This window comes from Streptococcus downei MFe28 (assembly GCF_900459175.1).
In the GTDB taxonomy this organism is placed as follows: domain Bacteria; phylum Bacillota; class Bacilli; order Lactobacillales; family Streptococcaceae; genus Streptococcus; species Streptococcus downei.
This window is the reverse complement of record NZ_UHFA01000002.1, coordinates 1,425,516-1,444,761: the sequence shown is the minus strand read 5'-3', so window position 1 is coordinate 1,444,761 and position 19,246 is coordinate 1,425,516. Positions and strand designations below refer to the sequence as shown.

Sequence of the window (19,246 nt, the reverse complement as noted above, 5' to 3'; positions counted from 1 at the left end):
CAAATTCTCTTGCCTCAACTGATAAAGCAAATTTGTAGCCATGACTTCTCCCTTTTCTCGATTATCCGAACATAACAGGTGTCTGTTTCAGATACAAGTTTAACTATAAATGATTGTAAGTAAGTGGGCAAGAATCGTGCTCACTTAGAAACTTTGGGAGAAAGACAATCACTCTTCTCTTCCTTTTTAAAGTAAGTACGAGCCCAAAAACTAGTGAGCCTCAGAAATAACGACTTTTATCTTCTTCCTGATTTTTATACAGTCTTCAACTGTCTCAGCCTAATCTTCTACTATTTCTCCTGTCTATATTTGCGGATTCATGCTAAAATGAAGCTGATAATAAATTTTTAGGAGGAATTCCCATGCCATTTGTAAAAATTGACCTTTTTGAAGGCCGCACGCAGGACCAAAAAATTGAACTGGCCCGCGAAGTCACCGAGGTCGTTTCCCGCGTTGCCAACGCACCCAAGGAAAACATCCACGTTATCATCCGTGACCTGCCAGAAGGCACCTACTTCCCTCACGGTGAGATGAAGAAGAAATAAGTCGACAAACTCAAGTAGAACAAACATAAAACGAGCTATCCTCAGAGGTCGCTCGTTTTTTCTACGCCTCTTAGCAAGATGAGTCACCTGGCAAGATTGAACTTAGAGACGTTGACCCAGGTTGAACCAAGCGAAAACTAGCTTCCGCTAAACTAGTGAAAAATTTCAAAAGGTGCTAGAATTCATTTCCTAGCACCTGATATTTATAAAACAATATTATTCTGTGAAAGTCTTTAATTCCCTTTGTAAGATATGGACAAAGATAAGAACAATGACGGCGAAGGTCCCTGCTACAACTACCCCACTGAAGAGATTGCCCAAAACCAGAGAAAGAATTGGTATGACTATAGCGAAAATCTGATAGGCTTTGGATTTATAGAGCCAAGAGTAGGGTAATAGATGAGCTCCAAAGACCATGGCATAGACCATAATCATTTTTTCGGGTGCCACATTAAAAACCCACATAACAATCAAAAGGTAGAGCACCTGATTCATGGTGAATAGGAAACCCAAATTGCCTAGTTCGTTTTCCTTAGAAAAATGTCAACCTTCATCATTTTTCCTATCACCCAAGCAAGGGGGAGTATGGGCACAGCACAACAGAATACCAGGATATGTTTTACATCAATGGAAATATTCAGCGCTGCTACAAGCGTAATCAGACTCCAAATCATTACTGAAGCCGTAATAAAGGGGAGTCCTTTTTTCTGCTTGACAATAATGTCATTTCTTAAGGTATCTAGTTTCATTGCGTTACCTCCTCAGTAAAATGAAGTTGCTAGGTTCAGACCAATTTCTTGCCATCATCTGGCTTGAACTCGTCCGAACAGGGGTAGTTAAAATGCTGATTCTTAAGGGGGTAGTTCTGTTGCTTTACATTTTCATTTTATCATATGGACTAAGGATTTTGAAGGTTATCAGAGAAAATATTTTCAACTATAAATATTTTTCGCTGGGGCGATTTAAACCGTTCTTCAAATTGATTTTCGATTGAAGCAATTCTTGGAAAGTCCAATGGCTAGACTAATAATTAGTAATTGACAGACAAAGGCAAACAGTCGATTACCACCGAGAGGCAATTGGGCGAGGGCACTAACTTTTTAAAGAATTTGGAACAATATCGGTCATAAATCCTTTTTCTACTTTATTGCTCTATACAAGTCTCGGTGCTGTCCTGTTCTATAGTCTTCTGCATAAATATGATAAACAGGGTCTCCTTTGGGAAAAGAGTAGTTTCTTTTAGCTTCAAAAATCCGACCTATCATTCTTCTTAGCAAGTCCTAGAACATCAAATCGTCTTTTTCTCATCATCAGCTGGTCAAAAAAAGCCCAGAAACCTGCGTTTCTAGACTGTTAAACTTATAGAGTTCTTAATGGCCATACATCTTGAATTGGAGATAGAGGTCATTGTATATGCCCAGCCACTTGGGGCCTAGGTTATTGTAGACCTCCAAATGACTGATGACCTGCTCAGAAGGATAGAAGGATTTATCAGAGGTGATTTCTTTAGGTAGAAGCTTCTGGGCGGCCTTATTTGGTGTGGCATAGCCAATGTATTCCGCATTTTGTGCCGCATTCTTTGGCTCTAGCATAAAGTTGATGAAGGCGTAGGCAGCCTTTTTATTCTTGACTGTCTTGGGAATCACAAGGTTATCAAACCAGAGGTTGGAACCCTCGCTGGGCAGGACATAATGGAGGTGAGGATTAGCTTCCAGCATATCCCTAGCTTCTCCAGAAAAAGTGACCCCTAGAGTGGCATCGCCATTTTTGAGGTAGCCCTTCATTTCATCGCCAACAATGGCCTTGATGTTGGGAGTTAGCCGACTCAATTTTTCAGAAGCCTGGTCCAGTTGCTTCCTATTCTTGCTATTGAGGCTGTAGCCCAAGGAATTGAGACTCAATCCCATGACCTCTCTGGCGCCATCAACTAACATGATCGAATCCTTGTAGTCGGAATTCCAGAGGTCGGACCAATGCTGGGGCGGATTTTTGACCACGCTGTCATTATAGACAATCCCGACGGTTCCCCAGAAGTAAGGGATGGAATAATCATTCTTGGGGTCAAAAGACTTACCCAGGAACTGACTCCCCAGATTGCCCAGCCCTTTAAGCTGTGACTTATCCAACTTGACCAGGAGCTTCTCCTGACGCATCTTATCAATCATGTAGTCGCTAGGAATGGCAATATCATAACGAGTGCCTCCCTGCTCAATCTTGGTGTACATGGCCTCGTTGGAATCAAAGGTCTCATATTGAACCTTGATACCTGTTTCCTTTTGGAACTGACTAATTAACTGGGGGTCTATATAGTCACCCCAATTATAGACCACCAGACTATTGGCCTGACTACTGCTATTATTCTTCTTTTCTAGGGTCAGCATCAGGCTGGCCAGAGCCAAAATTATCAGAACAAGACCTAGAAAAAAGGAGCCTAATCTACGCATCTTGGTCACCTTCTTCCTTGCTGATAAAATAATAGCCAATGACTAGAAGAATGGAGAAGATAAAGACAATAGTGGATAGGGCATTGATTTCCAGCGATATCCCCCGTCTAGCACGGGAATAGATTTCCACCGAGAGGGTCGAAAAGCCATTTCCCGTGACAAAGAAGGTCACCGCAAAATCATCTAGCGAATAGGTAAAGGCCATAAAGTAGCCGGCGATGATACTAGGGGTCAAGTAGGGCAACATGACTTCCTTGAGCATCTGCCAGTAACTGGCCCCTAAGTCAAAGGCGGCGTGAATCATATCTTGATTCATCTCTTTGAGCCTGGGCAGGACCATAAGCACCACAATAGGGATGGAAAAGGCAATGTGACTGAGTAGGACTGAGCTAAAGCCCAGTCGAAAGCCCAGAACCGTGAAAAGAATCAAAAAACTAGCCCCCATCATAACATCAGGAGATACCATGAGAATATTATTGAGTGACAACAGGGTGTTTTGTCTCTTACTGCGACTTTGGTCAATAAAAATAGCTCCCAAAGTGCCGATAATAGTTGCCAAAAGAGCGCTGAGGAAGGCCAGGAGAAAGGTCTCAACCAAAATCAAAATCAGGCGACTATCAGAGAAAACCTGTCCATAATACTCCCAAGTAAAGCCAGTAAAGCCATTCATATCGCCTCCCTTGTTAAAGGAATAAAAAATCAAATAAAAAATGGGTAGATAAAGAAGGGCAAAGACTAATCCCAAGTAAAGTCTAGAAAGTTTTTTCAAAGTTCCTTCCTCCTTTCCTTGGTCATGACCATAATCCCTAGCATGGCTAAAATCAGCACGACACCAATGGTCGATCCCATGCCCCAATTCTGGGTAGTCAGGAAATGTTGCTCAATAGCTGTTCCCAGAGTGATAACACGGTTTCCCCCAATCAAACGCGTCAACATAAAGAGGCTGAGACTGGGAATAAAGACCGACTGCACACCCGACCTTACGCCAGACAGAGAAAGGGGGAAAATCACTCGGCTAAAGGTCTGCCAATTACTAGCCCCCAGATCACGACTGGCATTAGTCAGATTGACATCCAGGTCATCCAAGGTATTAAAAATGGGCAGAATCATAAAGGGCAGTTCGATGTAGGCAGCGACAAAGATAAAAGAAAAGTCTGTAAAGAGCAACTGCTTAGGGCCGATACCCACAAAGCTTAAGAAATGATTGATACCGCCATCTTGGCCAAAAATCCCCATAAAGGCATAGGCCTTGAGGAGAAGATTTATCCAGGTGGGTAAGACCACTAGCATGAGCCAGAGTTGCTTATGTTTGAGTTTGGTCAAAGCTAAGGCCGTCGGATAACTAATCAGGAAGGTCACCAAGGTGATAATCCCTGCATAGAGAAGCGAATTCAGACTCATTCTCAGGTAGGTCCAGGAGCTAAAAAAAGTTTGGTAGTTGGCAAGACTGACCTGTCCTTCTAGATTGAAAAAGGAACGATAGACAATCAGGGCCAGGGGAGCCAAAACAAAGAGCAAGAGCCAGAGGAAATAAGGGAGGGCAAAGAGTCTAGTCGTCTTCTTCATGGCGTTCCTCCTCAATGGCATTTATCAAGCCATCTTCAACCTCTTCGGTTTCGACATACTCTTCAATCCGAGCATCGAATTCTTCCTCGGTCTCATTGAGTCGCATAATATGGATGTCTTCTGGTGTAAAGTTAAGGCCAATCACCTCACCCTCAAGAGCCTTACGTGTAGAGTGAATCAACCACTCATGACCAAGCTCATCATGGGCAATAATTTCGTAATGGACGCCGCGGAAAAGTTGGGTGTCCACCGTGACCACCAGCTTGCCTTCTTCAGGGAGAGTAATCTGCAAGTCCTCGGGACGAATAACCACCTCAACCGCTTCATTGGGTCGCATACCCCCATCAACCGCCTCAAAACGTCTGCCATTAAATTCGACCAGATAGTCTTTAATCATAGTTCCGTTGATGATATTGGACTCTCCAATAAAGGTGGCCACAAAATGGTTGATGGGCTCGTCATAGATGTCAACGGGCGTGCCAGATTGGACGATTTCTCCCTCATTCATGACAAAAATCCAGTCTGACATAGCCAAGGCCTCCTCCTGGTCATGGGTGACAAAGACAAAGGTGATGCCAAGACGCTGCTGCAGCTCTCGCAATTCATACTGCATTTCTGTCCGTAGCTTCAGATCAAGGGCAGACAGAGGCTCATCTAAAAGAACTACCTTGGGTTGGTTGATAATAGCCCTAGCGATGGCCACCCTTTGGCGCTGACCACCGGAAAGCTTTTGGATGGAGCGCCTTCCATAGCCATCCAGTCGCACCATTTTAAGGGCCTTCCCCACCCGTTTTTCAATGTCACCTTTGGCAACCTTCTTTAATTTTAGGGGAAAGGCGACATTGTCAAAGACTGACATGTGGGGGAAAAGAGCATAGTTTTGGAAAACTGTATGGACATCTCGCTTGTTGATAGGAATATCGTTGATGCGCTTGCCGTCTAGGTAAATATCCCCACTACTAGCCTCTAAAAGTCCCGCAATAATATTAAGGATGGTTGATTTTCCAGAGCCCGAAGCCCCAAGCAGGGTGTAAAATTTCCCTGCCTTCAGCTCAAAATTAATATCTTTAAGAACCTGGGTGCCACTATCCTCAAAGGTCTTGGTCACATGGTGAAAGGCAATAATTGGTTGGGTCACTTCTTCATGTCCTCCCTACAAGAGTGAGATAAAAAGGGACTGGCTAGTGGAAACTAGCCGGTCCTGGTGATTGATACTCTTCAAAAATCAAAATTATCCATCGTTAACTCACTTTGCCGTACCAAAGTACTGTCTGCAGTTCGTTGCCTTGGCTATTTTTGATTTTTATTGAGTATGGAAGTGGGATAGATGTCTAGGACTAACCGTCCCAGTCTTTTGCTAATAAAAGCTCAAACATTCATTGAATAAGGGGAGGACTATCTCCATAAACATACCGGTGACTTAGAAAACTCCCCTTAGATAAATGCCCCTTTGACTAAGCATTATAATCACCGATAATGCGAACTTCCGGTTCCAGACGGACACCAGAGTGTTCTTGGACTTTTTCGATGACATGGGCAATCAGATTTTCATAATCATCAGCTGTGCCTTGGGCCACATTGACCATGAAACCAGCATGCTTCTTACTGACTTCAACACCGCCGATACGATAGCCCATCAGGTCAGCTTCCATAATTAATTGGCCAGCAAAATGATTGACAGGCCGCTTAAAGACAGACCCGCAGGAAGGGTATTCTAGGGGCTGCTTGAGCTGACGCAGGTGGTTGAGACGGGCCATTTCATTCTTAATTTGCGAATGGATTCCAGGACGAAGAGCGAATTTGGCAGAAATAACCACTTCACCACTTGTCTGAATGGCTGAGTGACGATAACCAAAGGCCATATCACGAGCTTCAATAGTATGAATGTCCCCTTCCTTAGTCAAGACCGTTGCCGAAACCAGAATGTGGGAAATTTCGCCACCATAGGCTCCAGCATTCATAAAAACAGCCCCACCGATAGAGCCAGGAATTCCTGCCGCAAATTCAAAGCCAGTCAGGCTATGAAATTCAGCAATTTTGGTCGTCTCAATCAGGTTGGCCCCTGCTTCTGCTTCAATGGTATAACCATCAACGGTGACCGTGCTCAGCTTATCAAACATGATAACAAAGCCTCGAATGCCCCCTTCACGGACAATGAGGTTGCTGGCATTGCCTAGAACCATCCAAGGGATATCATTTTCGTTGGCAAACTTGACAATGTGGGCCAACTCATAGCGGTTGCGAGGGAAGGCCAAGTAATCAGCTGGCCCTCCAACTCTAGTGTAAGTATAGTTACGCAAGGGCTCATCAATACGAATATCAATTCCCTCAAGCGCCGTTTTCATTTTTTCTAACATTGTTTTTCCATTCTTCTTGAGCTAAAGTTGATTGCTAACGTGAAAAAATCAAGCCTAGCTACTTTTCGATAAAAGACGTCTGAGCACCAAAAAAATCGGCCTGAGACCGACTTTTATTATATCAAAAACTAGGGACTTTTGCGATAGCCTGCCTGAGAGAATTTGACATAACCTCCACAAGAGAAATCGACATAGTATATCAGAGAAAATTTGATAATTCGGTAATTTGTAAATATCCAGAACCTATTTGATAACCCTAGTAAATCTCGCTGTTCCTAATAATCAGCCTAGATAAAAGGCATGGGGTCAAGGAAATTAGCAAAATTCAAGAAAGCTTAATCCGAGATTTTTTCGATTCCTTCCTGAGACAAGCTAACTAGAGCCTGACTATAGGGTTGACCAGTTTTTGGGTCCAGCAATTTTTCATCCAACTCCAAAAGTGGAACGAGGACAAAGGCTCGCTCCTTTATATAGGGATGGGGTAGCGTCAAATCAGGCTCCTCTACTAGCTCCTGCCCGTAGAGAAGGAGGTCAATATCTAAGGTCCGAGGTCCCCAATGCTCTTTTCGCACGCGCCCTAAATCATCTTCGATGGTCTGGCAGGCCCGTAAAAGGTCCAAGGGAGGCAACTCTGTCTCAATGTGACAGACCAGATTGAGAAAGTCAGCTTGGTCAGTCAGCCCCCAGGCAGGAGTTTGATAGGTAGAAGATACGGCCAGCAGGCTTGTCTGAGGGAGCTTGGCTAGACGCTCCAAAGCCTGATCCAGATAGGCCTTCCGGTCTCCGATATTGGAACCAAGACCCAGAAAGGCATCAATCATCGACGGCGCTCCAATTCTATACCGACACTGTCATAGTGCCCAGCGATAGGCGGATTCTCCTTGCTAATTCGCAATGTGACACCCTGAACAGGTGGAAATTGGTTGAAGATATCCTGACAGATTGCACCCGCTAGTCTCTCCAATAATTGATAAGGCTGGCCTTCTACAGCTTGCTTGATGGCCTCAAAAACAAGGCCATAATGAACCGTATCGCCTAAATCATCGCTCGTAGAAGCCTGACTCAGGTCTACTGATAGTTCAGCATCCACCACAAAAATTTGCCCCAGACGATTTTCTTCTGGAAGGGCTCCATGGTAGCCGTAAAAACGACAGCCCTTTAAAAGTATTTTATCCATATTCTATTTCAACTGACTAATAACCTTGACAATATCACGATTAGCTTCAACGTTATGGACTCGCACAATTTGGCAGCCTTTCTCAATAGCGTAGCCAGATAAAGCGGCAGTTGCCCCATCTCTTTCTAGGGGCTTGGTGTGACCGCCTAAAAGATAGTCCACGACCCGCTTGCGAGAAATACCAAAGAGGACTGGATAACCCAGAGAGGTAACTCGGTCCAATCCCTTGAGCAAGTCAATATTTTGAGCTTCATTTTTAGCGAAACCAAAACCTGGATCCAACCAGATCTTGTCCCTAGCAACGCCTGCTTCTACAGCTGCTTGAGCCCGCTGAGACAGAAAGTCACAGACATCCTGGGTGACATCCCCGTAAACCTCATCTTCCTGATTGTGCATGAGAATAATAGGAACATCCTTTTGGGCAGCAAGAGCCAGCATTTGACCATCATAGAGGCCAGCCCAGACGTCATTAAGAATATCAGCACCAGCTTCCAATGCAGCCCGTGCTGTTCCTGTCTTATAGGTATCGATACTGATGAGGACATCATAATTTTCCTTAATAGCCTTGATGACGGGAACAACTCTGGCAATTTCTTCCTCTTGCGAGATGAAATCAGCCCCTGGTCTGGTAGACTCACCACCAACATCAATAACGGCTGCTCCCTGCTCTACCATGGCACCTACTTGAGCTAGGGCTTTTTCTAACTGTGTATAAGACCCGCCATCTGAAAAAGAATCAGGGGTCACATTCAGAACCCCCATGATACAGGCTTTTCCATCAACATGATATTGTCCAATGTTCATCTTCTAGTGCTCCTTAATCAAAGTCAGCAATTCCTGTCTTTGGTCTCTATCTTCTTTAAAAAGACCACGGGCAACGGTTGTCACAGTCTTACTACCAGGCTTTTTGATGCCTCGCATAGTCATACACATATGCTCAGCTTCTACCATGACAAAGACCCCCTTGGGGTTTAAGGCTTCTTCCAAGGCCTTGGCGACCTGTTCGGTTAAGCGCTCTTGCAACTGAGGTCGCTTGCTAGCCACTTCTACTGCCCTGGCTAATTTGGAAAGTCCTGTGACCTTGCTCTGACTTGGCAGATAAGCCACATGGGCTACCCCATAAAATGGCACCAAGTGATGTTCACACATGGAATAAAAGGGGATATCCTTGACCAAAACCACTTCTTCGTGATTTTCGCTAAAGACAGCCGTGAATTGGTCCTTGGGATTTTCCTCCAAGCCGGAAAACATCTCGGCATACATCTTCGCTACTCGCTTGGGAGTCTCAAGCAGGCCTTCTCTTTGGGGGTCTTCACCAATGGCCTCCAGTAATTGATAAATGGCTTTCTCAGCCTTTTCTTGATTAACCATCTCGTCCTCTTTAATTTTTACTTGCCTTCCATTATACCTTATTGAGGGGAATTCTTCAAAAGCTCCTTACGCACTTGGGAAATGAAATAGAGGGAGCCCGTGATGAGGTAGAAGTCCCCTGAATCAGGCTCATATACCTGATCCAGCCATGTCTTAAAATCGGGGGCTTGCTCATAGCCCTGGGGATAATCGCTCAAGGCTAAACTATTGTGATAAGGAAAAGTGGTCACCATGACTTGGCCCACCTCAGCCAGTTTTTTCAACATACTGGTAACTGGCTTAGTATCAATAGCCGCAAAGAGAATATGGATAGTTTTGTCACCATAGCCCTCCTTTAATAAATCAACCAAGGCCTGGATGCTCTCCTTGTTGTGAGCTCCGTCAATCATTAAATTGGGTCGCAAAAGCTCAGTCCGCCCCTGCCATCTGGCAGTCGCCAGTCCTTGGCGAATGGCCCTATCAGTCAATTTTGGATAGCTTTTCTTTAGCAAGAGAGCCGTTTCAATGGCCAGGGCTGCATTAGAGACCTGGTGCTGACCTGGCATGGCTAGTTCAATGTCAGACAGGCTGGTCTCCTTATTTCGGAAGACCAGGCTCTTTTCATTTTCAGAGGTCATCAAGCTGAAATCCTTTTGCCATTGATAAACAGGTGAGCCAACTTTCTGAGCCTTCTCTAGAAAGGCCTGTCTGGCTTCTTCTTGCTGGACTGCCATAACCAAGGACTCGCCCTTCTTAAGCACGCCCGCTTTATTCTGAGCAATTTGCGCATGGGTTCGGCCTAAAATCGCCTGGTGATCCAAGCCAATTGAAGGGCAGACTACAGCTAGGGCCTTAAAGAGATTGGTTGAATCGTCCCGTCCACCCATACCTGCCTCAATAACAGCCAGATCCACGCTATGCAGTCGACCAAAATAGAGAAACATCATCAGGCTGATGGTCTCAAACTCAGTTGCCACTTCAAGTTCCGCTGGCAGAGCTTCGACAACTGGCTTGACTAATTCCACACAGGTCACCAAATCCTCCTTGGGCATGAGTTGACCATCTAGAGAAATCCGCTCCCGAAAATCCACGATGTAGGGAGAGGTAAAGGTCCCGACATGGTAGCCAGCAGCTGTAAAAATATGCTGGAGGTTATTAACCACCGAGCCCTTGCCGTTGGTACCCACCACATGAATGGCTGGTATATGCTCTTGAGGATTGCCCAACTGGTCTAACATCCAGGCCATCCTCTGGATACCAGGCTTGATGCCAAACTTTAAACGACTGTGAATCCAAGTTAGTGCTTCTTGATAATTCATTATTTCCCTTCTTTATAAGTCTAGGTTAGGCTTCATAAACCTATCTCTTGATAACCTCTACTAGTATAGCAGGCAAAAGCGAAAAATCCCGACCCTAGGTCAAGATTTCTAATTTTTCAATGAAAACCTTATGGTGCTCTGTCAATAAGACAAGCAAACTAAAGAAATCAGCTGACGATGTCGCTAGTGGCCTATCTCTGACAAGGTCGTCTTGGAACTTTTTCGCATCAAGATAATCTGACCGACGACAAAGAGGCCAATAGCCAGCCAGATGAAAATCAGGCCATAGAGTTGACCTCGGCTGAGCTTCTCGCCGAAAATACTCAACGCAATCAAAAGTTGGATGGTTGGATTGAGGTACTGGATGAACCCAACCAGATTCAGGGGAGCTCGCTTGAGACTCTCCGCATAGAGCAAGAGCGGAATAGCCGTGATAATGCCCGACAGAGCTAGGAGGATATCTTCCCATAAGCTATAGTCTGTCAGGGTCTCTTGACTGAAAAAAATCAGATAAATCAGCACAAAGGGCAAGATTGCCCCCACCTCAAAGAGCATGGCCACATCACTAGATAGCTTGATTCCCTTTTTGAGGAGGCCATAAAAGCCAAAGGAAAAGGCCAGAATCAAGGCGATCGAAGGCAAATGCCCCGTCTGCCAAACCAAGACCCCTACTCCAACTGCCGCCACCAGAACCGCTAGAGTGGTCGCTGGTGTCAAACTCTCCTTGAGAATGATTAGAGCCAAAAGAACCGATACCAGTGGCATCATATAGTAGCCCAGACTGGACCCTGTCGCATGGCCATTGGCAATGGCATAAATATAGGTTAACCAGTTAATCGCAATGAGAAAGGCCGCACCGATAGCACGATAGAATTGCTTCTTGTCTAACCAGAGCTCCTTAAGTTCTCGGCCGTAGCGCTGACGATTGCTAGAAACCAACATATAAACCAGCATGGTCAAAGCCGTCCAAATAATCCGATAAGAAAATGTATTATAGGCATTTACCCCAGCCAGAAGTTTCCAATAGAGGGAGAGAAAGGCCCAGAGTAAATAGGCCGAAACGCCCAGCAAGAGGCCCTTTTGTGTTTTAGTCAAGGCCAACACCTTCTTTATCGACCGCCAAAACAAAGGTTTCGCCGTCAAGCTTCAACTTATCTAGAGCAACCTTTAGCGCCTCACCTTCCCCTTGTTGAACCAGGGTCATAACGGTTGGTCCAGCGCCTGATAAATAGGTTGCATAAGCGCCAGAAGTTTGAGCAAGCTCCTTAATCGGTGCAAATTCCTTGACCAATTTTTGTCGGTAGGCCTCATGGAAACGGTCCTTCTGGATGGCTTGTCCAGCTACCGTTAAGTCTCCCTTTAAAAGCCCCGCAATAGCGACATTAGCGATAGAGGATGCTACAACAGCCTCTTTATAGGCCATGGTAGAGGGCAAAACTTCCCGACTATCGCTGGTTTTCAACTGGTAATTAGGGATAAAAGCTACGAAATCACAGCTAGGAAAGTCAGCCACAAGGTGGGAAACTTGGCCATCCAAATAGGAAGCCACTACCAGATTACCAAAGATGGCTGGGGCAACATTGTCGGGATGCCCTTCGATTTTTGTTGCCAGATTGAGCTTTTCTTGGTCGGAAAGTTGCAAATTGGCCAATTGATTGGCTAACTCTATCCCTGCGACAATGACTGAACTGGAAGAACCCAGACCTCGAGCCAAGGGAATATCTGAAATCATCTTAAGCCGATGAGGGGCTAGATCAGGAGCAACTTCCAAGGCTGTCTTAATCAGGAGATTGTTGGCATCGCTAGGAATGTCCCCCAAATCGTGGATAACCTCCCAGTCAGAGGAGTCTTCAAGCACTTCGATGGTTAAATATTTGGACAGAGCCACCCCCACCGAGTCAAATCCCGGCCCAATATTGGCCGAAGTTGCTGGAACTGTAATTTTCATCTTAATCTCCCAATACCTTAAAGCTGTTCAAAAGGGTGAAATCGCTCTGAGCTTCTAATTCAGCCTTGACGCGTTCCAACTGGGTCAAGCTAAGGGCGTGGGTCACGATGACAATTTTAGCTTGTTTTCCATCCCCTCTTTGTTGGAGGACTTGGGAGAAGGAAACATCCTGGCCGTTAAAAATTTCTGCCAAGCGCAGGATTTGTCCCTTCTTATCGGGCACACTGAGGGAGAAATAATAGCCAGACTTGACGTCGCTCGGGTTGGCTAATTGAGTCGGACGACTGAATTCATTGAAGGGTTTACCAACATTGCCATCAACAATCCGACGACCAATGCGAATAATATCGGCAACTACAGAAGTTGCAGTCGGCTTTTGACCTGCACCAGGACCATAGTACATGGATTGGCCGATGCCGATAGACTCCACAAAGACGGCATTCATGACCCCGTTAACGCTAGCCAGCGGGTGTTCCTTAGGGAGGAAGGTTGGGGAAACCTGAGCGGAAATACCTGAGGCTGTTTCCCTAACATCACCAACCAGCTTGATGACATAACCCAACTCTTGGGCGACAGCGACATCATCTGGAGTAATGGTCGAAATGCCTTGGTGGCTGACATCGTCAAAATCAATGGTCATACCAAAACCAAATTGGCTGAGAATAACGGCCTTGTAGGCTGCATCGATTCCTTCCACGTCATTGGTGGGATCACTCTCTGCATAACCCAGTTCTTGTGCGGTTTTCAGAGCATTTTCATAGGTCCAACCTTCATCAACCATCTTGGTCATCATAAAGTTAGAAGTCCCATTGAGAACACCCAAAATCCGAGTCACCTTGTCTGAGGTTAGAGAATTAGCCAAGGTTCGCAGTATTGGAATACCACCAGCTACCGCAGCTTCATAGTAGAAAGCCAGCCCCTTCTCTTGGGCAAGAGCAATGATTTCCTTGCCATGAGTGGCAATCAAGTCCTTATTGGCAGAAACCACGTGTTTACCAGCCTCCAAAGCCTTGGTGATAAAGGTCTTGGCTGGTTCAATCCGCCCCATCAATTCAACCACAATGTCAATGTCAGGGTCTTGGACAATATCTTCAACATTGGTCACGAAGTTGTAGTCATGTCCAGCGGCCTGAAGACGATTTTTTTCGGCCTCATCCTTGACTAAGACCTTAGCAATCTCGAAATTATCCTTGGCAGCCGCCCCGATCTTATCGCCATTTTCCTTAAGCAAAAAAGGGATACCGCTAGCAACAGTCCCAAAACCAAATAATCCAATTTTTATTGCCATGTTTCTTACCTCGTTTACGAATAATATACGCCACCATTATAGCAAAATCCCTTAGATAATTACAGAAAATCCCGCCTTATGCTATAATTTAAGAAGAATTCACGAACGAAAAGGAAGATAACTATGGTATCTTGGACAGGATTTGCCCAAAAAAGCCCTCAAGAGCGCTGGCAGACTATTGAAAACAATCAAGCCCTCTCAGAGACTAGCCTGGAAAAACTAAAAAAAGAAGAACTCCTGCCTCTCGAGACAGCTAATCAAATGACCGAAAATCTCATTGGTCGACTGGCCCTGCCTATGAGCTTGGCTCCAGATTTCTTGATTAATGGCAAGATTTATAATCTCCCCATGGTGACCGAGGAACCTTCTGTCGTCGCTGCTGCTTCTTATGCCGCCAAACTCATAAAACGTTCGGGTGGTTTTAAGACCCGGGTTCACCAGCGACAAATGTTGGGGCAAGTTGCCCTGACTGGGCTCAGCGACTGGCATCCTGCCAAAGAGGCTATCTTAGCCCATAAGGAAGAGCTTCTGAGCCTAGCCAATCAGGCTCATCCTTCCATCGTCAAAAGAGGGGGCGGTGCTAGAGAGTTAACCTTGGAAGAAAAAGGAGACTTTCTCATTGTCTATCTCTCGGTGGACCCCCAAGAAGCTATGGGAGCCAATATGGTTAATACCATGGTGGAAGCCTTGGCACCTAAGTTAGAAGAACTTTCAGGAGGCCAAAGCCTTATGGCCATTCTCTCCAACTATGCCACCCATAGTTTGGTGACAGCTACTTGCGCCCTCGACCTGCGCTTTCTCAGTCGCGACAAAAAGGAAGCTCAAAATCTTGCTAAAAAAATGGAGCAGGCATCGCAACTAGCTCAAATCGACCCCTATCGCGCCAGTACACACAATAAGGGTATTTTCAATGGTGTAGATGCCTTGGTTCTGGCTACAGGTAATGACTGGCGAGCAATCGAGGCAGGTGCTCATGCCTATGCTGCCGCTTCTGGCTCTTACCGTGGCCTCTCTCAATGGACTTATGATAAAGAGGCTGGGCAAATCAAGGGAGAACTAACTCTCCCCATGCCCATTGCAACCAAAGGAGGCTCAATCGGCCTCAACCCCAGCGTCCAAGTCGCCTTTGACCTCCTGGGTAATCCTGACGCCAAGACTCTAGCAGGTCTCATTGTCTCCCTGGGCTTGGCTCAAAACTTAGCCGCCCTTAAGGCCCTAGTTGGTAAAGGCATTCAGGCAGGCCACATGAAATTGCAGGCCAAGTCCTTAGCCCTACTGGCCGGCGCTTCTGAAAAAGAGAGCCCCAAACTGGTTCAGGAACTCCTATCAGCCCAACACCTCAACTTAGAAACTGCTCAAAAAATCCTGGCAAATCTAAGAAACGACCAAAAATAGACTAGTTTTAAAATGCTTGATTCCAAGAGCAAAGAAATCCTCTAAGTTTGGCCACACGCATAAAGAAAGACTTGAGTAATTTGACAACTCAAGTCTTTTTATCTCTTAAATTTTTTATTTTGAAATCGTATCAGCTATGGTCCTGGTATAGGCGATGGCCCCTTGATCGTTGGGGTGGGTCATATCTTCACTTAGGAGCTGGCTTTCCTTATCGTGGGAGGCTCCGTACCAGTCGATGATATGTAGATTGTCATACTTCTGGTCCGCTTGACTTAAGACTTGATTAACATCATTGGTCCAGTAGTATTGGGATTTTTCCAGATTAATATTAATCCAATAGACCTGACGACCGCCAGCAGCCTGCATAACCTGATCAATCTGGTCCGCCGTTAGAGTACCGCCATTTTCATCCCGATTAATTCCGATACCGATGACCAAGGTATCCAAATCTGGATGGTTGGCGACTGCTTCTTGAACCATTTCTAGGGTATGCTGAGGTTTACGACCAATGGCCCCGTCAAAGAAGGCATTTGGGAAGACCTCGTGTAGGTCATCGTAGGTCATGGCAATCATAGAATCACCCAAGATAGCCACCTTCTTTTGATTAACAGTGTCGTACTCTTCCTGACTGATGCTATATTTACTAAGAATGGCGGGGTCCGCAGGAGTTCCTGGTGCTTGTTGAGCTTGGTTCTGCTCCTTCATCTTGGCTTGATTTTGCTTGAGTTGGTCGGTAATCTTGTTTTGGGCAGACGTTTTATCTGGTGCCGTAAAAACTAAGAAGAGGGCCCCTGCTACCGCCACAGAAACCAGCAGGGTGACAGGCCATTTGACCAAGGAAGACCAGGACTGACGCTTATCTTGGTAAAAGTCCTTAATCTGCTGCCAAGTTATTCGTCGCAGAGGTACTTCTACTAAGCGATAGGTGATTTCGGTCAAAATCACTACCAGAGCTAAAGCAATCAAGACCGATGGTAGAGACTTGGGATTGGGCAACTTGAGCTCAGCGAAGGTCAAAACAGGAATCTGCCAAAGATACATGCCATAGGAACGAGTTCCCAAATAGGAGGTTACAGGATTGGACAGCCACTTATTGGCTGCCAATTTGGGATGGACAATCAGAGCAATCAGAACACAACTGAGGAAGGAAAAGAGCCACATGCCTCCCCGATAGGTAAACCACTCTTGGTCAGGCAGGGCAAAGAAACAGATCACTAAAACAGCTAGACTTACGAGGGCCACGCCATTAAAGAGTTGCCGATCCCGCAGGGATAATTTAATTTTTTCAACCTTATCACTAGGATAGATGAAGGCTAGTGCCGCCCCCATAAGGATAGAAAAGAGCCTGGTATCTGTCCCGTAGTAGATCCGAGTGGGATCGACATGAGCCTTGTAGAGCAGGGACATTTCGACAAAGGACAGGAGCAAAATCAGATCCAGAACATTGAAGATGACAGTCCGATTCTTGCGAAAAATCCGCATGAGAACAATGATAATCAAAGGCCAAAAGAGATAAAATTGACCTTCGATGGACAGACTGTAAAAATGCTCAAAAGGAGCTTCAGCTAGCAACTTAGCAAAGTAGGAACCGCCCTTAGCAATCTGCCACCAGTTATTTACCGAGAAGATACTGGACAAAAAGACGTTCCGCATGCCATTGAGCAGATTTTTCTGGAAAAAGTACATGTAAATCGTACTCAAAAGCATGACGGCTATCATATTGGGATAGAGCCGCTTAAAACGCCGTAAGAGAAAGGCTTTGACATCAATCTTACCATTGGCTCCGTACTCTCTTAGGAGAAGGTCGGTAATCAAATAACCTGAAAGGACAAAAAAGAGAGCCACACCCAAGTAGCCACCCTTAAAAATCGAGGGATAAATATGATAAAAAATGACCGCCAAAAGACCAATGGTCCTCAGACCGTCAAAACCAGTAATATAACGCTTCTTCATGTCCTCATCCTTAAGTTTAAGCTTTGTCATCAAAATATAACATAAAATAGCCGACTAGGCAAATTGGGTGGCGGGAGAAGGTGAAAAGCCCCAGATTTCCATCTCTAGAGGAAGTCGCGGACACAAAAACTGATCCCAAAGGTCAGTTTTGGGGAATATGACTAGTCAATTCCAATCAGATCATTGCTAGGTTTTTGCAATCCTATTATGAAAGTCAGGCTCTGTCAGGTCATCATCAGATAATAGTGGACTGGCTTTTTCAGCCACTTCTAGCTTAAACAGGTCCTTCACCTTGATTATCCAGAGGGACCACCGACAAGTTCTTCCCTAAGCAAGCCAAGACTTTAAGAACAGTATCTATTTGTGGACTAGTTTTGCCAGTTTCCATTCTAGCAATGACTGGCTGACTAACACCGCTCATCTCTTCCAATTGTTTTTGAGTAATTCCCTTCTCCTTCCTAGCTCTAATCAATTCAACGATGATGGACGCCCTAATTTGGCTCTCTTTAATTTCTTCTTTTGAAAAAAGTTCCTTTTGGACACTTGTCCAATCATGACCTAAAGCCGAATTATTCTCCACTTTCCAATCCTCTCTTTCTTAAATCATTTAACTCTCGCTTGGCTTGCTCAATCTCTCGTCGAGGTGTCTTTTGTGATTTTTTCATAAAATGGTGAAGTAAGACAAAACTACCATCAAACCAGGTGACAAATAAAATTCGATCTCTTAAAGGACGAAGTTCCCAAATCTCCCCCTCAAGATGTCTGAGGACGGGAAGACCTGCAACAGTTCCAACCTCCTGCAAAATATTAAGGTAATCAGAAATCTTATTCAATCTAATCCGACTATCCTTTCCCTTTTGTTGTGAAAGTTCTTTTAGGTAGTCTAAAACAGGTTCTTTGCCCCTTTTATCCTTGTAAAAATAAATTTGATACAAATTAAACCTCTTTCTATCATTATAACTTATAAGTTATAATCTGTAAATACTTTTGGGCTATACTCTTCGAAAATCAAAATTTTCCGTCGTTAACTCACCTTGCCGTACTCCAGTACTGTCTTCAGTTCGTTGACTCGGCTAATTTCGATTTTCGTTGAGTATTATAATGCATTATCTTCCACTTATTTATTCAAAAAAAAGCTACCTTTCGGTAACTTTATTGACTTATTCATCACTCCCCAGCACCTGCTGGACAAAGTCCAGAGCTAGCTGATTGAAGACCTGCGGGTCCTTATTGGCGATGCTATGGCCGAAACCGTTTAGGGAAAGAAATTTTGCATTGGCTAGATAACGAGCGATTCTTCGAGAATGCCCCTGACGGATAAAATCTTTTTGGCCAACTAATACCAAACTTGGAACAGTCACGCCCCTCAAATCCTCAAATTTGATGGGGAGATTTCTGACCATGAGGCCGAAGCGTTGTTTGCGACGATTGACCGCTGGTTTGAAACGAACTTGTAGGCTCAACCAGAGATAGGTCAAAACCGAACCTAGTCGCAACCACCATTTCTGCCCCCAGAAGGTCAAATTTCCTGAATTGAGCAACACGGCCTTGACTCGCTCGGGATAAAGGTGTTCAAAGACCAGAGCGTAATTGGCACCATCACTATGACCGATTAGGATAGCCTGCCTGATGGCCAACTGGTCCAAGACCTCTGCCAAATCCTTGGCCATTTTCTCAAAAGTCAGATGAAGCTGACCTAGTCCAGATTTTCCGTGGGCCCGACTATCCACCATGATGACCTGATACTTCTTTGCAAAGTCTTCAAGCTGGCCAGCAAAGTATTTGCTAGAGTTGCCATTCCCGTGGAGAAATACGATAGGGTAGCCCTGACCAGCAACCTTGATAAAAATTTTTTGACCATCTCGCATGGTCAGATATCTTTCTTGGATTTCTACCATAGATTA

19 protein-coding genes and 1 pseudogene are annotated in these 19,246 nt (G+C 45.1%); 2 read left to right on the top strand and 18 right to left on the bottom strand.

The features are described 5' to 3' along the window. The first annotated feature begins 362 nt into the window (after positions 1-362). Complete coding sequence (locus tag DYE66_RS06950) at positions 363-545, top strand: 4-oxalocrotonate tautomerase (protein WP_002998552.1); 183 nt, start codon at positions 363-365, stop codon at positions 543-545. Positions 546-761: 216 nt separating this feature from the next. Here the strand turns inward: DYE66_RS06950 and DYE66_RS06945 are convergent. The 14 genes and pseudogenes from DYE66_RS06945 to DYE66_RS06875 form a co-directional block, all read right to left on the bottom strand. After that, positions 762-1,294: pseudogene (locus DYE66_RS06945) on the bottom strand (DUF7010 family protein). 621 nt (positions 1,295-1,915) lie between these two features. Beyond that, positions 1,916-2,989 carry an ABC transporter substrate-binding protein gene (locus DYE66_RS06935; protein ID WP_019788506.1) on the bottom strand — a complete coding sequence of 358 codons (1,074 nt, stop codon included), beginning with the start codon at positions 2,987-2,989 and terminating at the stop codon, positions 1,916-1,918. Next, a complete protein-coding gene (locus DYE66_RS06930; protein ID WP_002997707.1) occupies positions 2,982-3,758 on the bottom strand; it encodes an ABC transporter permease in 777 nt (258 codons plus the stop codon). The genes DYE66_RS06935 and DYE66_RS06930 overlap by 8 nt, the downstream gene beginning before the upstream one ends. Next, the gene (locus DYE66_RS06925; RefSeq protein WP_002998221.1) at positions 3,755-4,555 is read right to left on the bottom strand and encodes an ABC transporter permease; all 801 of its coding nucleotides are present in this window, start codon (positions 4,553-4,555) and stop codon (positions 3,755-3,757) included. The genes DYE66_RS06930 and DYE66_RS06925 overlap by 4 nt, the downstream gene beginning before the upstream one ends. Next, entirely contained in the window at positions 4,539-5,693 is a 1,155-nt protein-coding gene (locus DYE66_RS06920; protein WP_019788505.1) for an ABC transporter ATP-binding protein, read from the bottom strand. Before DYE66_RS06920 ends, DYE66_RS06925 begins: the two co-directional genes overlap by 17 nt. Positions 5,694-6,009: 316 nt before the next feature. Beyond that, the gene (gene murB, locus DYE66_RS06915) at positions 6,010-6,912 is read right to left on the bottom strand and encodes a UDP-N-acetylmuramate dehydrogenase (protein ID WP_019788784.1); all 903 of its coding nucleotides are present in this window, start codon (positions 6,910-6,912) and stop codon (positions 6,010-6,012) included. Between the two features lie 335 nt (positions 6,913-7,247). Next, positions 7,248-7,733: a 2-amino-4-hydroxy-6-hydroxymethyldihydropteridine diphosphokinase gene (gene folK, locus DYE66_RS06910; RefSeq protein WP_002998412.1), complete on the bottom strand. Its 486-nt coding sequence runs from the start codon at positions 7,731-7,733 to the stop codon at positions 7,248-7,250. Then, the gene (gene folB / locus DYE66_RS06905; protein ID WP_002998087.1) at positions 7,730-8,089 is read right to left on the bottom strand and encodes a dihydroneopterin aldolase; all 360 of its coding nucleotides are present in this window, start codon (positions 8,087-8,089) and stop codon (positions 7,730-7,732) included. The genes folK and folB overlap by 4 nt, the downstream gene beginning before the upstream one ends. Before the next feature lie 3 nt (positions 8,090-8,092). After that, positions 8,093-8,893 carry a dihydropteroate synthase gene (gene folP / locus DYE66_RS06900; protein ID WP_002997840.1) on the bottom strand — a complete coding sequence of 267 codons (801 nt, stop codon included), beginning with the start codon at positions 8,891-8,893 and terminating at the stop codon, positions 8,093-8,095. Between the two features lie 3 nt (positions 8,894-8,896). Then, positions 8,897-9,460 carry a GTP cyclohydrolase I FolE gene (gene folE, locus DYE66_RS06895; RefSeq protein WP_019782764.1) on the bottom strand — a complete coding sequence of 188 codons (564 nt, stop codon included), beginning with the start codon at positions 9,458-9,460 and terminating at the stop codon, positions 8,897-8,899. Between the two features lie 38 nt (positions 9,461-9,498). Further along, the gene (locus DYE66_RS06890) at positions 9,499-10,758 is read right to left on the bottom strand and encodes a bifunctional folylpolyglutamate synthase/dihydrofolate synthase (protein ID WP_115325051.1); all 1,260 of its coding nucleotides are present in this window, start codon (positions 10,756-10,758) and stop codon (positions 9,499-9,501) included. A 183-nt stretch (positions 10,759-10,941) separates the two neighbouring features. Then, positions 10,942-11,853: an EamA family transporter RarD gene (gene rarD, locus DYE66_RS06885; protein ID WP_115325192.1), complete on the bottom strand. Its 912-nt coding sequence runs from the start codon at positions 11,851-11,853 to the stop codon at positions 10,942-10,944. Then, on the bottom strand, positions 11,846-12,706 hold the full coding sequence (thrB, locus tag DYE66_RS06880) for a homoserine kinase (protein WP_002998155.1): 861 nt from the start codon (positions 12,704-12,706) through the stop codon (positions 11,846-11,848). Before thrB ends, rarD begins: the two co-directional genes overlap by 8 nt. 1 nt (position 12,707) lies before the next feature. Further along, positions 12,708-13,994, bottom strand: coding sequence for a homoserine dehydrogenase (locus tag DYE66_RS06875; protein WP_002998542.1), 1,287 nt, complete (start codon positions 13,992-13,994; stop codon positions 12,708-12,710). Between the two features lie 117 nt (positions 13,995-14,111). On the opposite strand from DYE66_RS06875, the gene DYE66_RS06870 reads away from it, so the two are divergent. Then, positions 14,112-15,389 (top strand): hydroxymethylglutaryl-CoA reductase, degradative, encoded by a 1,278-nt coding sequence (locus DYE66_RS06870; RefSeq protein WP_277422188.1) that lies wholly within the window; start codon positions 14,112-14,114, stop codon positions 15,387-15,389. A 114-nt stretch (positions 15,390-15,503) separates the two neighbouring features. Here the strand turns inward: DYE66_RS06870 and DYE66_RS06865 are convergent, their stop codons facing one another. The 4 genes from DYE66_RS06865 to DYE66_RS06850 form a co-directional block, all read right to left on the bottom strand. Next, positions 15,504-17,342: an acyltransferase family protein gene (locus DYE66_RS06865; RefSeq protein WP_044123767.1), complete on the bottom strand. Its 1,839-nt coding sequence runs from the start codon at positions 17,340-17,342 to the stop codon at positions 15,504-15,506. A 274-nt stretch (positions 17,343-17,616) separates the two neighbouring features. Beyond that, complete coding sequence (locus DYE66_RS06860; RefSeq protein WP_002998420.1) at positions 17,617-17,922, bottom strand: helix-turn-helix domain-containing protein; 306 nt, start codon at positions 17,920-17,922, stop codon at positions 17,617-17,619. Further along, complete coding sequence (locus DYE66_RS06855; RefSeq protein ID WP_002997927.1) at positions 17,912-18,277, bottom strand: type II toxin-antitoxin system RelE/ParE family toxin; 366 nt, start codon at positions 18,275-18,277, stop codon at positions 17,912-17,914. Before DYE66_RS06855 ends, DYE66_RS06860 begins: the two co-directional genes overlap by 11 nt. A 225-nt stretch (positions 18,278-18,502) precedes the next feature. Beyond that, complete coding sequence (locus DYE66_RS06850) at positions 18,503-19,240, bottom strand: alpha/beta fold hydrolase (RefSeq protein ID WP_002997976.1); 738 nt, start codon at positions 19,238-19,240, stop codon at positions 18,503-18,505. Between the last annotated feature and the right edge of the window lie 6 nt (positions 19,241-19,246).

What these genes read in the sequence shown, in the direction of transcription:
- folP (WP_002997840.1), bottom strand. Translation starts at nt 8,893, where the DNA reads ATGAACATTGGACAATATCATGTTGATGGAAAAGCCTGTATCATGGGG.
- DYE66_RS06890 (WP_115325051.1), bottom strand. Translation starts at nt 10,758, where the DNA reads ATGAATTATCAAGAAGCACTAACTTGGATTCACAGTCGTTTAAAGTTT.
- folB (WP_002998087.1), bottom strand. Translation starts at nt 8,089, where the DNA reads ATGGATAAAATACTTTTAAAGGGCTGTCGTTTTTACGGCTACCATGGA.
- murB (WP_019788784.1), bottom strand. Translation starts at nt 6,912, where the DNA reads ATGTTAGAAAAAATGAAAACGGCGCTTGAGGGAATTGATATTCGTATT.
- DYE66_RS06875 (WP_002998542.1), bottom strand. Translation starts at nt 13,994, where the DNA reads ATGGCAATAAAAATTGGATTATTTGGTTTTGGGACTGTTGCTAGCGGT.
- DYE66_RS06950 (WP_002998552.1), top strand. Translation starts at nt 363, where the DNA reads ATGCCATTTGTAAAAATTGACCTTTTTGAAGGCCGCACGCAGGACCAA.
- folE (WP_019782764.1), bottom strand. Translation starts at nt 9,460, where the DNA reads ATGGTTAATCAAGAAAAGGCTGAGAAAGCCATTTATCAATTACTGGAG.
- DYE66_RS06865 (WP_044123767.1), bottom strand. Translation starts at nt 17,342, where the DNA reads ATGAAGAAGCGTTATATTACTGGTTTTGACGGTCTGAGGACCATTGGT.
- DYE66_RS06925 (WP_002998221.1), bottom strand. Translation starts at nt 4,555, where the DNA reads ATGAAGAAGACGACTAGACTCTTTGCCCTCCCTTATTTCCTCTGGCTC.
- folK (WP_002998412.1), bottom strand. Translation starts at nt 7,733, where the DNA reads ATGATTGATGCCTTTCTGGGTCTTGGTTCCAATATCGGAGACCGGAAG.
- thrB (WP_002998155.1), bottom strand. Translation starts at nt 12,706, where the DNA reads ATGAAAATTACAGTTCCAGCAACTTCGGCCAATATTGGGCCGGGATTT.
- DYE66_RS06850 (WP_002997976.1), bottom strand. Translation starts at nt 19,240, where the DNA reads ATGGTAGAAATCCAAGAAAGATATCTGACCATGCGAGATGGTCAAAAA.
- DYE66_RS06935 (WP_019788506.1), bottom strand. Translation starts at nt 2,989, where the DNA reads ATGCGTAGATTAGGCTCCTTTTTTCTAGGTCTTGTTCTGATAATTTTG.